Genomic DNA, 15023 nt, shown 5'->3' on the forward strand with positions numbered 1-15023 from the left:
AGGGTGGCAGAGTTCCTGTCACCGCTGCCACTCCCCTCCCTTCCGCCCCGGCCGTCCCGCCCTGTCGTCAGCGGGCCAGTCGCACGAGCAGCGGCGGCATGTGCTCGCCGCCCACCGTGGTCAGGGAGAGCACCGCGTGTCCCGGGGGAAGTTCGTAGGCGAGCGCGGAGGCGGACCACCGCTCCCGTTCGACCTGGCGCACGGTCACCGCGTCCGTGGTCACGGCCTTGCCGGTGGCCATCTTGCGCAGGGAGTGCAGGGCGCGGGTGAGCGGCTGGTCGGCGAAGACGCCGTGCTGGGCGACCTCGCGGATCTCCACCCACTCCTTGCCCCAGGCCTCCGCGAAGCGCTTGCCGTCCCAGGTGGTGAGGCCGGGGAAGACCATGGTGCAGCCGAACGCCCCGAGCAGCGCCGCGTGCAGCCCCTCGGGTACGTCGTCCAGGGTGCGCAGGGCGAGGACCGCCCCGGCGTTGACGGACCGCAGCCGGCGGATGCCCCGGACGGTCTCGGCGGTGACGGTGTGGGTGGCGTCGTCGAGGACGAGGCAGACGAACAGCGAGCGGTCGGTGCGGGCGGCGGTGACGGCGTTGAACTGGGCGAGCACCAGGCGGGCCAGGATGCGGGACGCCTCGGCGTGGACGCGCTCCGGCAGGTCGACGCGGACCCGCAGCGGGTGCCGGCCCAGGGCGCGCAGCGAGAACGGACGGGCGTCCTCCCCGGTGGCGAAGAACCCCGCGAAGGCGGGCCGGTCGAGCGTGGCGATCCGGTCGGCCAGGACGGCGGCCGGGTCGGCGGCACCGCCCGCCTGGCGGGTCCTGGCCTCCAGCTCGCGCAGCATCGCGTGGTGTCCGCCGGCCTCCAGGGCCTCGCGCAGGGCGCCGAGGGCGGCGGCGGAGCCTTCGAGGAGTTCGCGGAGTTCGGGCACGGAGGGGAAGCGGCCGTGGACGGTGCGGAACGGTCCGAGCAGCTGTCCGAGGGCGGTCGCGGCACGGCGGGTGTCCAGGGTGGGGATGTCCCCGGCCAGTCCTTCGGCCAGGGCTCCCGCGGCCTCGTCGGGGTCGGTGGTGCCGCCGTACAGGTCGAAGTCGTGCAGGGACGCCGGGTCGCCGATGCGGATGACGACGTCGTAGGCGTCGTCCGGGCCGAGCGCGCCGCCCGCGCCGCCGACGGCGAGCACCGCGGCCTGGCCGGTGAGCGCCCGCAGGGCGAGGGCTTCGACGACGGGCCCGACGATCCGGTCCGTCTTGCCGGAACCGGGCGGGCCGACGGCCAGCAGGGAGGTGCCGAGCGAGGCGGGTTCCAGTGCCAGGCCGGAGCCCCGGCGCGGATAGGGGTTGCGCGGGTCGTCGGCGCACTCCCCGATCCGGACCTGGCCGGTGAGCGGGTCGTGGGTGGCGGTGCGCCGGGGCACGTCCCGGAAGCCGGAGGGGTGCAGGAAGGCGTCGGCGCCCTTGCGGAGCACGGTCTCGGTGAAGGACGCCAGCCGCTCGGGCCGGCCCCGGGCGCCGCTCCAGGCGTGGCGCAGCCGTACGCAGTCCACGTCGTTCATCCGGCCCGTGTAGACGGCGGCGGTCAGCGCGTCGGCGGCGTCGGCGGAGCCGGCGGCGCGCAGGTCGGGCCACTGGGCGCGCAGGGGGCCGGCCGCCGGGGCGGGGGCCGTGGACGGCTCCCGCGGGGTGGGCTCGCGGCGGAGGAACGGGCCCAGCTCCGTCGACCAGTGGCCGGTCCGGGCGAAGGGCCAGACGATCGCGGTGCCGATCAGGGCGTAGAGGACGAGCGCGACGAGCAGCGCCGCGTACTGGTTGCCGCCGCCCTGCATCCAGCTGGTGGGGACCGCGGGGAAGACGAGGTCGGCGAGCGGTACCCGGCGGGTCCAGACGAGCCACAGGGTGAGCAGCGCGCCGCCCAGGGTCAGCAGGAGCCTGGCGCGGGCGAGGTTCGGGCCGGCGAAGTGGCGGAAGACGCCCGCCCAGCCGCCGACCCGGGCGGCCCAGAAGCCGAGGCCGAGGACGAGCACCTGGTAATAGAGGGTCGTGGAGTTGACGACGAGGGCGGGCGCGTCGTCCCTGAGCCCGCCGAAGGTCCACCACTCGGGGCCGGTGATGATCTCGATCGGCTTGCTGACGTAGGGGACGCTGCGTTCGGTGAGCAGCAGCCACAGCAGGAGCCACAGGACCAGCGTGGCGGCCGGGCCCACCAGCGAGGGGCGCGGCGGGCGCTCGGCGGGCCGGGGCACGAAGCCGTACCGCCAGACGCCGGGGCCGGCCTCGGGCCGGGGCGCGTTGAACCAGTCGGCGGTGGGCGCCGCGGCGCCCGGGACCGGGGCGTGCGCGGGCGGTGCCGGCACGGCGGGGGGCCGGGAGGGCGGCGGGACCGTGGGCGGGTAGGCGGGCGGGGCGGCGGGCGGCGGCCCCGCCGGGGGCGGTACGGAGCCTTTGGCCCGGCCGTCGGGCGGCTGCGCACCCCGCGTGCTCCACGCGCCGCGCGTACCGTCGTTGTCCATGAACCGTTGCCCCCTTGACCAGCCAGGTCCGTCACTGCCCGGGCCAATCTAGTGCGCGCACACGGTGAGTTCAGCAACGCGCCCGGATAGTGACCGCCGGGCGGGCGGCACGGACTCCCCTGCCGCCTTCTGTCCGCGGCGGACAACGACACGTACGCGACCACTCCCGATCGGAGCATGCCCGTCCCCGGGTCCCGCGCCTAGCCTGCACAACGAGAAGCGTCCGAAACACCCCCAGGAGCCCCGCATGACCGAAATCCCGCAGGAGCGCCGACTCGTCACCGCCATTCCCGGTCCGAAGTCGGTGGAGCTGCAAGACCGCCGGCTCGCGGCGGTCGCCGCGGGCGTGGGCTCCACCCTCCCGGTGTTCACCGCGCGGGCGGGCGGCGGGATCATCGAGGACGTGGACGGCAACCGTCTGATCGACTTCGGTTCCGGCATCGCCGTGACCTCGGTCGGCGCCTCCGCCGAGGCCGTCGTGCGCCGGGCCTCCGCCCAGCTCGCGGACTTCACCCACACCTGCTTCATGGTCACGCCGTACGAGGGCTACGTGGAGGTCTGCGAGCGGCTCGCCGAACTGACCCCGGGCGACCACGCGAAGAAATCCGCGCTGTTCAACTCGGGCGCCGAGGCGGTCGAGAACGCGGTGAAGATCGCCCGCGCGTACACGAAGCGCACCGCGGTCGTCGTCTTCGACCACGGCTACCACGGCCGGACGAACCTCACGATGGCGCTGACCGCCAAGAACATGCCGTACAAGCACGGCTTCGGCCCGTTCGCGCCCGAGGTGTACCGGGTGCCGGTGGCGTACGGCTACCGCTGGCCGACCGGCCCCGAGAACGCCGGAGCGGAGGCGTCCGCCCAGGCCATCGACCAGATCACCAAGCAGATCGGCGCGGAGAACGTCGCCGCGGTCATCATCGAGCCGGTGCTCGGCGAGGGCGGTTTCATCGAGCCGGCCAAGGGCTTCCTGCCGGCGATCGCGCGGTTCGCGAAGGACAACGGCATCGTCTTCGTCGCCGACGAGATCCAGTCGGGCTTCTGCCGTACGGGCCAGTGGTTCGCCTGTGAGGACGAGGGCGTCGTCCCGGACCTGATCACCACGGCCAAGGGCATCGCGGGCGGTCTGCCGCTGTCCGCCGTGACGGGCCGCGCCGAGATCATGGACGCTGCGCACGCGGGGGGCCTCGGCGGTACGTACGGCGGCAACCCGGTCGCCTGCGCGGGAGCCCTCGGGGCCATCGAGACGATGCGCGAGCTGGACCTGAACAAGAAGGCCCGGCGCATCGAGGAGATCATGAAGGGCCGGCTCGAAGGGATGCGGGCGAAGCTGCCGAACGGCGAGCTGATCGGCGACATCCGGGGCCGCGGCGCGATGATCGCGATCGAGCTGGTGAAGCCGGGCACGAAGGACCCGCACCCGGAGGCGGCCACGCGGCTCGCGAAGGCCTGCCACTCCGAGGGCGTCCTCGTCCTGACCTGCGGCACGTACGGCAACGTCCTGCGCTTCCTGCCGCCACTGGTGATCGGCGAGGACCTGCTGAACGAGGGTCTCGACGTCCTGGAGAGCGCCTTCTCCGGGATCTGACCCCGGGATCACGTGTACGCCTGTGAAGAAAAGGTGCGGGGCCGATGGCGGGATACCGTACCCGCTATCGGTCCCCCTTCGCCTGACGTACGGTTTCCGCAGATGAGAGAAACACCCCGCCCGCAGGGAACCGCGGGCGAATCCGGGTCGGAGCTTCCCCGGCACCGTCCTGGCAGTGCCTTCGCGCACACCCCTGGGGCATCACGCTCCGGACCTCCTCACCGATCGGATGGCCGCTCGTCCCACACCCCCCGGGACGCGCGGCACACCGGTCCACCCGTCCGCTCCGGAACAATCCCCCCAGTTCCGGGGCGGACGGCTTTCTCCCTCTCCCTTCTCCTCGCCCTGGTGTCGGGCCTGTCGGCCCTCTTCGCGCTGACCACCTGGCAGGTCGCCGCCGACGGCCCGCTGCGCGGGCTCGACGAGCGCGCCGGGCGGGCGCTGATCGGTCACGGCCCGCGACGGCTCACCGAATTCCTCGCCGACCTCGGCAATACGCAGGTCGCCCTCCCGGTGCTGGCCTGCGCGATCGGCTGGTCGCTGCTGCGCGGGCGGCGGCGGGAGCCGCTGGGCGCGGCCCTCGCCATGGCTGCGGTGCCGCTGCTGGTCGTACCGCTCAAGGACTGGATCGCCCGGCCCGGGCCGCTGACGGAGGTCACCGGCTACTACCCGTCGGGCCATGCCGCGACGGCCGCGGTGGCGTACGGGGCTTCGGCGCTGCTGCTGGCCGGGCGGGGGCGGCGCGCATGGATGATGCCCGTCGCCGCCGTCCTGCTGACGGTGGCGACGGGCATCGGTCTGGTGCTCCGCGGCTATCACTGGCCGCTGGACGTGCTGGGCAGCTGGTTCCTGTGCGGGCTGCTGCTCCTGCTGCCGTACGGGCTGGGCCGGGTCAGCCGAAGTAGGCGTCGAAGTTCTTCGAGAACTCCCCGTTGTTGAAGCGGTCCCAGTTGATGGACCAGGTCATCAGGCCGCGCAGGCCGGACCAGGTGCCGTGGGTGGCATAGGAGCCGCAGTCGGTCTTCTTGGTGAGGCAGTTCAGCGCCTTGGTGACCTCGGCGGGCGAGGTGTGCCCGTTGCCCGCCTGGGTGGAGGCCGGCAGGCCGATCGCCACCTGGTCGGGACGCAGACCGGGGAAGACCTTCGTCCGGTCACCGGCCACGGGGAAGCCGGCCATCAGCATGTCGGTCATCGCGATGTGGAAGTCGGCGCCGCCCATGGAGTGGTACTGGTTGTCCAGGCCCATGATCGAGCCCGAGTTGTAGTCCTGGACGTGCAGCAGGGTGAGGTCGTCGCGCAGCGCGTGGATCACCGGCAGATAGGCACCGGCACGCGGGTCCTGGCCGCCCCACGGCCCCGAGCCGTAGTACTGGTAGCCGAGCTGCACGAAGAAGGTCTCGGGGGCCATGGTGAGGACGAAGTCGTCGCCGTACTTGGCCTTGAGGGTCTTCACCGCCGAGATCAGGTTGACGATCACCGGCGTGGTGGGGTTCCGGAAGTCGGTGTCACCGGTGTTCAGCGAGAGCGAGTGGCCCTCGAAGTCGATGTCCAGGCCGTCGAGGCCGTACTCGTCGATGATCTTGCTGACCGAGGAGACGAACGTGTCCCGGGCGGCGGGGGTGGCGAGCTGCACCTGGCCGTTCTGGCCGCCGATGGAGATCAGCACCTTCTTGCCCGCGGCCTGCTTGGCCTTGATGGCCGCCTTGAACTCGGCCTCCGACTCCACATTCGGGCACTCGGTGACCGGGCAGAGCTTGAAGCGGATGTCGCCCGACGTGACGGAGGTCGGCTCGCCGAAGGCCAGGTCGATGACGTCCCAGGAGTCGGGCACGTCCGCCATGCGCGTGTAGCCGGAGCCGTTGGCGAAGCTGGAGTGCAGATAGCCGACGAGCGCGTGGGCCGGCAGCTGGGTGCCGCCGTCTCCCCCGCCGCCCTCGGAGGTGGTCGCGGAGACGGCGGCGGACTTCGCCGACTCGCCCGCCTCGTTGACGGCGCTGACCTGGAAGCTGTACGCGGTCGAGGCGCTGAGGCCGGTCACGGTCGCCGAGGTGCCGGTGACGCTCTGGACCTTGGTGCCGCCCCGGTAGACGTGGTAGCCGGTGGCCCCGGCGGAGCCCGTCCAGGACAGGGCCACCGAGGAAGCGGTGACCGTACCGGCCTTGAGACCCGTGGGGGCGGAGGGGAGCACGACCGGGTCGCCGCCGGGCCCGAGCAGGCTGACGTCGTCGGCGTAGTAGGCCGGGGTGCCGTACCAGCCGTGCGTGTAGATGCCGACCGAGGTGGTGGAGGGCCCGGTCGTGAAGGTGGTCGTGAGCTTCTGCCAGCCGGGCGCGGACTGCGTCCAGGTGCGGACGTCGGTCGTGCCGGTGCCGTCCGCACCCAGGTAGACGTAGCTGCCCTGCACCCAGGCGCTCAGGGTGTACGTGGAACCGGGCTTGACCTTCACGGACTGGGAACATCTGGCGTTGTCGCTGCCGGCCGGAGTCGCCTTCAGCGCCGATGTCCCGCCGTGTACGGGGGTGCCGACGGCCGCTCCGCTGCCGCCGGTGCAGTTCCAGCCGGCCAGCCCGGCCTCGAAGGTGCCGTTGCTCGCCAACTCGGCGTCGGCCGCGGCGGCGGGCGCCGTGCCGGCCAGCCCGCCGGCGGCGAGCAGGGCCGCCGAGAAGGCGGCAAGAAGTCCGGTCATGCGGGCGGGGGGTCCCGTGCGTTCCACAACGGCCTCCGTACAGGGGGGAATTGATGCGGCGAGGGGAATTGACGTGGCGCGCACAACATGGTCCAGACCAATCGGGTTGTCAAGACCTCTGACAGCGACTGCTGTACGGGAGTTCACGCGGCGGACCGTGGGTGCGGGCGGTGAGGAACCGGTACGCGGACCCGTTCAGCCGCCCTCGCCGCCCGCCGGGCCCGCCGCCGCCTCGTGCATCGCGAGTTCCAGGAGCGCGGCGTCGGTGAGGGTGCCCGCGCCGTCGGGCGGGACGAGCCAGCGCACCTTTCCGGCCGGGCGGCCCGGGTGCGGGACGACGATCCAGGTGCCGCGCCCGGCCCCCCGGACGCCCGTGCCGACCCAGCGTGCGACGGTGCCCGGCGGCACGAAGAAGCCCATCCGGGACTCGCCGAAGTCCGCGAGGACCGGTCCCGGCCGGTCGATGAGCCGGGTGAGCACATCGAGCGTCGGATAGCCCAGTTCCCCCGGCAGGATCAGCACGTCCCAGCGCCGGCCGGCGGGCAGGAGCGCGATCCCCCGCGGATCGCGCTCCCAGTCCCACCGGCAGGCGGCCGGGTCGGGCGCCGCCGACGCCAGCCACTCGACCGCTGCCCCGACTTCCGAGCCCGTCATGTCCCGCCTCCGTTTCCGAGTCGCGCCGACCGGACGGCGGTCGCGTTCACGGGGGAGAGCGGGTTGGGGACGGTTCATGACGCGGGTTCGGCTACCCATTGGTAGTGATGTGGGTCACGGGCCGCGGCGAGGCGGTTGCATGCGCGGGACAGCGGCGACAGGACCAGCGGATCTCAGGCTCAAGAGAGCGGCAGGACCAGCGGATGTCAGGCACGGGACAGCGGCAGGTCCAGCGGATCGTTCAGAGGGAGCAACGGGATGCCGCCCACGCGTTCGACCGCCTCCCACAGCCGGCGCGATGCCGGGTCGGTCCCCACGGCCCCTTCGCAGCTGAGGAAGTACTCGGTGAGGAAGGCGCGGACGGGACCGGCTTCGACCGGCCCGTCCGGGCCGCCATCCGGAAGGGGCGCCAGAGCCACCAGCAGCATCCCGTGGACGCGCTCGGCCCCAGGGCGCAGCGAAGGCTGGAAATACGGGAGGCCCAGCGCCCGTGCACCGTGCCGCTCGTAAAAGCGCAGCCGCGCACCGGCGTCGCCACGACGCGAGTCGCCCCGGTGGGCCGTCGGGTGCTCGACCTCGGCCAGGGTCATTTCCGGGCGGTACCGCCGCTGCCAGGCACCGCTGACCCTGCCCATGAGGCGCCCGCCGAGACCGGACGACCGCCACTCCGGGCGTACCGCCAGATACGCGAGCAGCAGGACTCCGCTGCCCGCGTCCCACTCCCCGACGGCCGCCGCCAGTGGGGCACCCGTGCCGTCCACCACGGCAGTGAGCACGCCCTGGTCCGCCCGTAGCAGATCACGCAGTTCGTCGCACGAGATCAACTCGTCCGGAATGAAAGCCTCTCGGATCACGTCGTCGTAGATCGTTTCCAGAAGCGGACTTCCGTGGCCGACGTCGACCACACGGAGGGAATCGTTCGTCACCGGCGCCTGCCGGATCTGGGCCACACCAGGATTCCCAGCAGGAGCGCCACGCAGAAGATGACGACCACTCCCACGACGGCCCATGTCGCGGCCTCGTCGCTCTGGAAATACCCCGCCTGCAGTACCTGGATCACACCCGAGATGCCTGCGGCGGCGATCGCGGCGAGAAACACTTCGAGTTTCGCCCGTTGCCGGTTCTCCCGCCGCTCCTCCTCCCGGGCCTCCTGCTCCTCGCGCTGCTTGGCCAGTTTCTCGATGGTGACCCCGAGCTGTTCGTCCACCACCGCATCGATCATGGTGTTGATCTCCGCGACACGCTGCTCGAAACCGCAGTGCTCCAGTACCAGCCTGAGGCTGTCCGCCACGACGGGCGACGACAGCAGGGACGGCGACCGGATGAGGGCGATCGTGGACCTGACCTCCGTGGCGAAGTCGTTGAGGCGTATCTTCTCGACGTCCAGCTCCCTCGACAGGGCGGTCAGGGCCTGCGCGCTGACACCCTGACGATGCTCCGCCGCGTCCACCCGGGCCTGGAAGCCGTCGACCCGCCTGTAGTGATCGGCGAGTTCCAGGGACCAGCCGGCGAAGAGCCCGTCGAGCGAGGCGGCGAACTCCACGACACTGGACCGGGTGCCCTGGGTGAAGGCGGCTGTACCGAGCGCCATGATGACCGTCGTGTTGGAGGTCCGTACCGTCTGCTCCCCGATCAGGCCGGTCGCCGTCGAGCAGAGTTCGTTGTCGGTGCCGTACCGGATCCACTCGGCCAATGACCCGATCAGGTAGGTGACGGGGTTGGTGAGGAGCTGCGCACCGACCGCTCCGAGGAGTTCGCTCGCGGAGCTCACCTCGTGCCGGGTCGCACCGTTCGCGGGGCCGGGTGTCGTCGATGCCGCGTCGACGGTGACGACGAGCTGAAACATGCCCTGCCGCGCCACGACGCCGGCCTGGGCCGTGGCCTCGTTCTCGCGCAGACGCCTGCAGGTGTCCTCCGCCAACTGCACCGCGAGATCGGCCAGACGCGGCCACACCCGGTGCGGGCTGCCCTCGAAGGAGACACGTACGGCGCCGTGCTCAGGTGCGGCACGCAGCATCATCGCGTAGAGCTCGGCCGGAGAGGCGTCGGTGATGTCACTCGCGAAACGCACGCTGTGGTTGCCCAGCTTGGAGAAGCGGATCTCCGCCTGAAACCGCCCGAGCTCTTCCCCGTCCGCGCCGTGCATAAGCACACGAGGAAGCACCACCAGAGATCCGTCGTAGTGCCGTTTGAACGCGTCGGCGCCGTCCCACACGTCGTCGAGTTTCAACGAGCCGTTCAGGGACAGGGGCGCTACTCCTCCCAGCAACCACCCTTCCGCCTCTTCGCCGATGGTGTCCAGCACCGTCTGCAGCGAGACGCCGCGTGTGGCGAAGGGGTAGAGATAGACGAGCTTTCCCTGATCGATCCGCAGCCAGGGTTCGTGTCTCGCGCGGTTCAGTCCCATCAGCGCGAAGCGGTGGGCCCGCAGTTCGCTCATGTAGACGGGATTGGTGATGTCGCTGCCGGTCTCGGCCTCTTCGAGGATCTCGATCGCCGTGTCGAGCGGCTCCCCGGTCGCGAAGCAGTCGCGCACTGCACGCACGGCGACAACGACAGCGGCGTTGTACGCCTGATACTCCTCGGCGCGGTCGATGAGGCAGCCGCTTATCTCCGGAAACTCCCCCGCCGCCCGTTCGGCGAGTGCGGCCGCCTCGCGGGCCTGCGCGACCGCGGCCTCGAGGGCCGCCTCATGGGCCTCCGACTGACCTGTCGTCATGGCGTTCTCGGCGTCGATCTGGGACGCGAGACTCCCCATCAGCGCGAGTACGGCCCTCACCAGGAGCGCGTCCGGTCCGCTGACCATCCCCCCATGCCTGCGCAGACAGTCCCGCGCACCACGCAGCGTGTCCCACATGGGCTGGTAGTGGTACGAGATCTCCCACTCCGCTTCGACGGACAGGAGGACGAAGAGAAGCAGCAGCGGCACGCCGCCGGGAACCGGCGCGACCTTGGGCAGCTGGGCGAGGATCTCCGCCGTCGCCCAGTCGGTCCGGTCGGCCAGCCGACGGCTCGACGGCAGCAGCTCGGGGAAGCGCGTGGAGTTCCACTGCGGCAGTTCGTGGAGTATCTCGGTGTCCACCTGGTTGCCGGCCAGCCACTCCCGCAGCGGCTGCAACTCCCCCTCGGCCAGGGCCTCCACCACGTCGCGATGCATCCCGCGATGCTATAGCCCGCGCGCCCGGCTGTCAGTCGCCCGGCTTGCCGCGGAGGGCGTTCGCGCCCACGGGCGGTTCCCGCCCCCATCGGTGGCGGTCGGGGGCACGGGCACTCCTTGTCAGTGGCGGATGGCAGACTCCGGGACATGGAACACATGGGGGACGCGCGCAGTGTCGACGACCTCGTCGAGCTGGCCGGTCGCGGCGAGAAGGTGAAGTACCTGCACTTCTGGGGGCACCGCCCCCGCCCGGACGGCAGCATCGGCGCGAGCTGCCTCAGTCAGTGGTGGCCCTCGCCGTTCACGGTCGCCGGCGTGACGTACGCGTCGGCCGAGCACTGGATGATGGCCGGCAAGGCGCGGCTGTTCGATGACGCGGAGGCGGCCGAGCAGGCGGTGGCGGCGAAGACCCCGGCCGAGGCGAAGAAGGCGGGCCGGCTGGTCCGCGGCTTCGACGAGGCCGTCTGGAAGCGCGAGCGGTTCGCCCTGGTGGTGGCGGGCAGCGTGCACAAGTTCGGCCAGGATCCGGAGCTGCGTGCGTTCCTGCTCGGCACCGGTGACCGGGTGCTGGTGGAGGCGAGCCCGATGGACCGGATCTGGGGCATCGGGCTCGCGGCGGAGGACCCTCGCGCACAGGACCCGGCGGCGTGGCAGGGGCTGAATCTGCTGGGGTTCGCGCTGATGGCGGCCCGGGAGGAGCTACGGGGCGGGGCGGGCGGCGCCGGTATATGAACCTGCTCGCGGTGCGGTGGGGGGTGGTGCGCCGGGGGTGCCCCGCCTGCTTCCGCCCGTCCGCGCCCACGAGCCGGTGCCGCCCCGGCCCGGGACGGCGGTGACGTGGCGGCTCAGGCCCGCACGGAGATGTGGCCCAGGGGGGCGTGCTCGCGCGCCTCGACGACCTGGGAGACGGCCGCCCGCCCGTAGTCGGAGTCGCGGTCGTCGTCGGATTCGTCGCTGGCGACCACCCTGATGAGGAACCCGAGGAACACCGCGCTGACGACGATCCCGACGGACCCGAGGATGATGCCCGCCAGTGCCACGCCACCGTTGTCGGCCTCACCCCGCCGGGCGCGGCCGCGCCCTATGACGCCGAAGACCAGCGCGAGGATGCCGAGGATGACGCCGAGGCCGTACATGCAGAAGCCGACCGTCGCGAGGATGCCGAGCACCAGCGCGGCGACGCCCATCCCGTTCGCGGGCTGCAGCCCGCCCCAGGGGTTCCCGTAGCCGGGGTAGCCCGGGTAACCGAACTGCGGCGCCTGCCCGGCCGGGTAGCCGTACTGCGGGGGCTGCCCACCGGGATAGCTGTACGGCGCTCCCGGGTGGGACGGGGTGCCCGGGTAACCGCCCGGTCCCGTCGGCGGGGCGGCCCGGCCGGGGCCGTTGGGTCCGACGGGCGGCGGGGGCACGGTCCCGGGAGCGGACCACCCGGCGGACCCGGCCTGCGGCGCCCCGAACCCGAGGGGCGGTACGGGGCCCGTTCCGGCGCCCGGCACGGAGGTGACCGTCTGCTGGTCGTGCACAGCCGGGGGGTGCGGACCGCCAGGGATGGCGTCGGCGGGCGTGCGGGCGTCGCCCGGTGTCCCGTCGGCCGGGGGGCGGGCGTCGCCGGGTATTCCGTCGCCCGGCGGGCGCGCGTCGCCGGGCGAAGTGTCGGCCGGGGCGACGGTGCCCGCCGGGCGAGGGCCGACGGGGCCGGCACCCTTGTCCAGCGACACCCGGTCGCCCGGCGTCACCCCGCCCCGCGTCACTCCGCCCCGCCGCTCCGGCGGTGCCCAGGGGTCGATCGGTACGGCCCTGTCCGCCGACCGGTCCGTGTTGTCTGGCATGGGCCTCCCCGCTCATCGTGATGCGGTCATGCTACGGGCGGGCCCGTCCTACGATGACTCCCGTCCCCACCCTGGCCACCCCGGTGACCAGGGCCGTACCACTCCACGCCCACGGAGGCCCCGATGACCGACCTGCACCCCTTCATCGCGGGGCTGCCCAAGGCCGAGCTCCATGTCCACCACGTCGGTTCGGCCTCCCCCCGCATCGTCGCCGAGCTCGCCGCCCATCACCCCGACTCCAAGGTCCCCACCGCCCCCGAGGCACTGGCCGACTACTTCACGTTCACCGACTTCGCCCACTTCATCGAGGTCTACCTCTCGGTCGTCGACCTGATCCGCACCCCGGAGGACGTGCGGCTGCTGACGTTCGAGATCGCCCGGGACATGGCCCGGCAGAACATCCGGTACGCGGAGCTGACGATCACGCCGTTCTCGTCGACCCGGCGCGGCATTCCCGAGCAGGGCTTCATGGAGGCCATCGAGGACGCCCGCAAGGCGGCCGAGCGGGAACTCGGCGTCGTGCTGCGCTGGTGCTTCGACATCCCGGGCGAGGCCGGTCTGGAGTCCGCCGAGGAGACCACCCGGCTCGCCGTCGACCTGCGGCCCGAGGGGCTCGTCTCGTTCGGCCTCGGCGGCCCGGAGATCGGTGTGGACCGCCCGCAGTTCAAGCCCTACTTCGACCGGGCGATCGCCGAGGGCCTGCACTCGGTGCCGCACGCCGGCGAGACCACCGGCCCGCAGACCGTCTGGGACGCGCTGACCTCGCTGCGCGCCGAGCGCATCGGCCACGGCACCAGCTCGGTGGCCGACCCGAAGCTGCTGGACCACCTCGCCGAGCAGCGCATCGCCCTGGAGGTCTGCCCCACCTCGAACATCGCGACCCGCGCCGTCAAGGACATCGAGCAGCACCCGGTCCGCGAGATGGTCCAGGCCGGCGTGCTGGTCACGATCAACAGCGACGACCCGCCCATGTTCGGCACGGACCTCAACAACGAGTACGCGGTGGCCGCCCGCATCCTCGGCCTCGACGAGCAGGGCCTGGCCGCGCTCGCGAAGAACGCCGTCGAGGCATCCTTCCTCGACCCGGCCGGCAAGCGCGCGCTGGCCGCCGAGATCGACACGTACACGGCCAACTGGCTGCAGAGCGCAGGGCGGTGATCCACCGGCGGTGACAATGGCCCCATGCCCATGTCTGTCACCGCCGTCGCCCATCGCGGCGATCCGTACCGTGCCCGTGAGAACACCCTCCCCTCGATCCGCTCCGCGCTCGAACGGGGCGCGGACGCGGTGGAGATCGACGTCCGGGTCACCCGTGACGGGGTGCCGGTCCTGCTGCACGACGCCACGCTGAAACGGCTGTGGGACCGTGACCTGCGGCTGGACCGGCTCACCCAGCAGGAGCTGACCGAGCTGACGGAGGGCGGTGTGCCGACGCTGCGCGAGGCGCTGCTCGCCGTCGGCGCGCACCGCGTGATGATCGATCTGCCCGGCTCCACGCACGAGTCGGTGAAGCGGACGGTGGGCGTGGTGCGGGAGTGCGGGGCCGGTGAGCGCGTGTACTACTGCGCCGGACCCGAGGCGATGCTGCGGGTGCGGGCGGCCGACCCGTCGGCCGAGATCTCGATGACCTGGACGACGCTCGCCCCGCCACGCGCGACGCTGCTGGAGGCGGTGCGGCCGCGTTGGCTGAACTACCGGTTCGGGCTGGTCAGCCGGGAGCTGACGGACCGCAACCACCGTGACGGACTGCTGGTGTCGGCCTGGACCGCCGACACCGGCCGGACGATGCGCCGGCTGATCGGTCAGGGCGTGGACTCCGTCACGACCAACCGGATCGACGTGCTCCGCAAGCTGATCGACCGGTACGGGGGCCGGTGACCCGCCCCCGTGACCGCCACGCCGACCGGGTCAGGCGGCCACCGGCTCCGGCTCCCGTTCCATGGTCTCCAGACGCTTGATCTTGCGGTGCACGATCAGCAGCGGGATCACCCCGAAGACACCGAACGACATGTCGATGACGGACCACCAGAAGGGGATGTCGCGGATCGGGCCGCAGATCAGCGCGAGCGGGATGATCCCGGCGCAGGCGATCATGCCGAACTCGATCACCCAGATGTTGCGGACCGGGTCGCGGAAGGGGCCGTAGAAGGCGACCGCGATGACCAGGTGGGCGAAGGCCAGCCAGTCGGTGCCGTACAGCACGAAGGGATACCGCGCGTCGGCCTCGTCGAGGCCGGTACGGACGCGGGTGATCCACTCCAGCAGGTCCGGGAGGTGTTCGGGGACGGGAGAGGCCGAGGACGTCAGGAGCTCCTCGGTCCACCGCAGTTCGTGGACGAGCGGGAAGGCGGTCAGCCCGCTCAGAACCAGACAGACGATGAAGACGACCAACCACACGCGTATACGCCGTCGCAAGGCGCGTCGCTCGCTCATGTCCGCAGCGTACGCCCGCGTTTACCGGCTCTTTACGCGACCCCCGGGAAGCGCCGGGATACCCGTGGCCCCGTGCGGACCGGCCGGGGCGCCCCGGGGCCCCGGGGGGGGGGGGGGGCCCCCGCGGGGGGGGGTAGAGTGGGTGGTTGGGGGGGGGTGAGCGAAACCCGGGG

General features: G+C 72.2%; 12 protein-coding genes. 5 read left to right on the top strand and 7 right to left on the bottom strand.

The features are described from left to right. Positions 1-67 precede the first annotated feature (67 nt). Positions 68-2503, bottom strand: coding sequence for an ATP/GTP-binding protein (locus tag ABZ564_RS21880; protein ID WP_360858912.1), 2436 nt, complete (start codon positions 2501-2503; stop codon positions 68-70). A gap of 247 nt (positions 2504-2750) precedes the next feature. Here ABZ564_RS21880 and gabT point away from each other — a divergent pair, with 247 nt between their 5' ends. Beyond that, positions 2751-4091, top strand: a complete 1341-nt coding sequence (gene gabT, locus ABZ564_RS21885) for a 4-aminobutyrate--2-oxoglutarate transaminase (RefSeq protein ID WP_360858915.1) — start codon at positions 2751-2753, stop codon at positions 4089-4091. A gap of 102 nt (positions 4092-4193) precedes the next feature. After that, positions 4194-5030, top strand: a complete 837-nt coding sequence (locus ABZ564_RS21890) for a phosphatase PAP2 family protein (RefSeq protein ID WP_360858918.1) — start codon at positions 4194-4196, stop codon at positions 5028-5030. On the opposite strand, the gene ABZ564_RS21895 is transcribed toward ABZ564_RS21890, so the two are convergent. From ABZ564_RS21895 to ABZ564_RS21910, 4 genes are all read right to left on the bottom strand, one after another. Then, positions 4984-6804 carry a glycoside hydrolase family 18 protein gene (locus tag ABZ564_RS21895; RefSeq protein WP_360858921.1) on the bottom strand — a complete coding sequence of 607 codons (1821 nt, stop codon included), beginning with the start codon at positions 6802-6804 and terminating at the stop codon, positions 4984-4986. The genes ABZ564_RS21890 and ABZ564_RS21895 overlap by 47 nt on opposite strands. 168 nt (positions 6805-6972) lie before the next feature. After that, positions 6973-7431 (bottom strand): hypothetical protein, encoded by a 459-nt coding sequence (locus tag ABZ564_RS21900; RefSeq protein ID WP_360858924.1) that lies wholly within the window; start codon positions 7429-7431, stop codon positions 6973-6975. A gap of 206 nt (positions 7432-7637) precedes the next feature. After that, positions 7638-8357, bottom strand: a complete 720-nt coding sequence (locus ABZ564_RS21905; RefSeq protein ID WP_360858927.1) for a GNAT family N-acetyltransferase — start codon at positions 8355-8357, stop codon at positions 7638-7640. Continuing rightward, on the bottom strand, positions 8354-10588 hold the full coding sequence (locus ABZ564_RS21910; RefSeq protein WP_360858930.1) for a hypothetical protein: 2235 nt from the start codon (positions 10586-10588) through the stop codon (positions 8354-8356). Before ABZ564_RS21910 ends, ABZ564_RS21905 begins: the two co-directional genes overlap by 4 nt. A gap of 156 nt (positions 10589-10744) precedes the next feature. Here ABZ564_RS21910 and ABZ564_RS21915 point away from each other — a divergent pair, with 156 nt between their 5' ends. Further along, positions 10745-11320, top strand: coding sequence for an NADAR family protein (locus ABZ564_RS21915; RefSeq protein ID WP_360858951.1), 576 nt, complete (start codon positions 10745-10747; stop codon positions 11318-11320). A gap of 113 nt (positions 11321-11433) precedes the next feature. Here ABZ564_RS21915 and ABZ564_RS21920 read toward each other — a convergent pair whose 3' ends face one another. After that, entirely contained in the window at positions 11434-12417 is a 984-nt protein-coding gene (locus tag ABZ564_RS21920) for a DUF4190 domain-containing protein (RefSeq protein ID WP_360858933.1), read from the bottom strand. Between the two features lie 123 nt (positions 12418-12540). Between ABZ564_RS21920 and ABZ564_RS21925 the strand changes: the two genes are divergently transcribed. After that, positions 12541-13575, top strand: a complete 1035-nt coding sequence (locus tag ABZ564_RS21925; RefSeq protein ID WP_360858936.1) for an adenosine deaminase — start codon at positions 12541-12543, stop codon at positions 13573-13575. A 24-nt stretch (positions 13576-13599) separates the two neighbouring features. Continuing rightward, positions 13600-14295: a glycerophosphodiester phosphodiesterase gene (locus ABZ564_RS21930; RefSeq protein WP_360858939.1), complete on the top strand. Its 696-nt coding sequence runs from the start codon at positions 13600-13602 to the stop codon at positions 14293-14295. 30 nt (positions 14296-14325) lie between these two features. Here ABZ564_RS21930 and ABZ564_RS21935 read toward each other — a convergent pair whose 3' ends face one another. Beyond that, complete coding sequence (locus ABZ564_RS21935; protein WP_360858942.1) at positions 14326-14850, bottom strand: hypothetical protein; 525 nt, start codon at positions 14848-14850, stop codon at positions 14326-14328. Between the last annotated feature and the right edge of the window lie 173 nt (positions 14851-15023).

This window comes from Streptomyces sp. NPDC019224 (assembly GCF_040632605.1).
Lineage (GTDB): Bacteria > Actinomycetota > Actinomycetes > Streptomycetales > Streptomycetaceae > Streptomyces.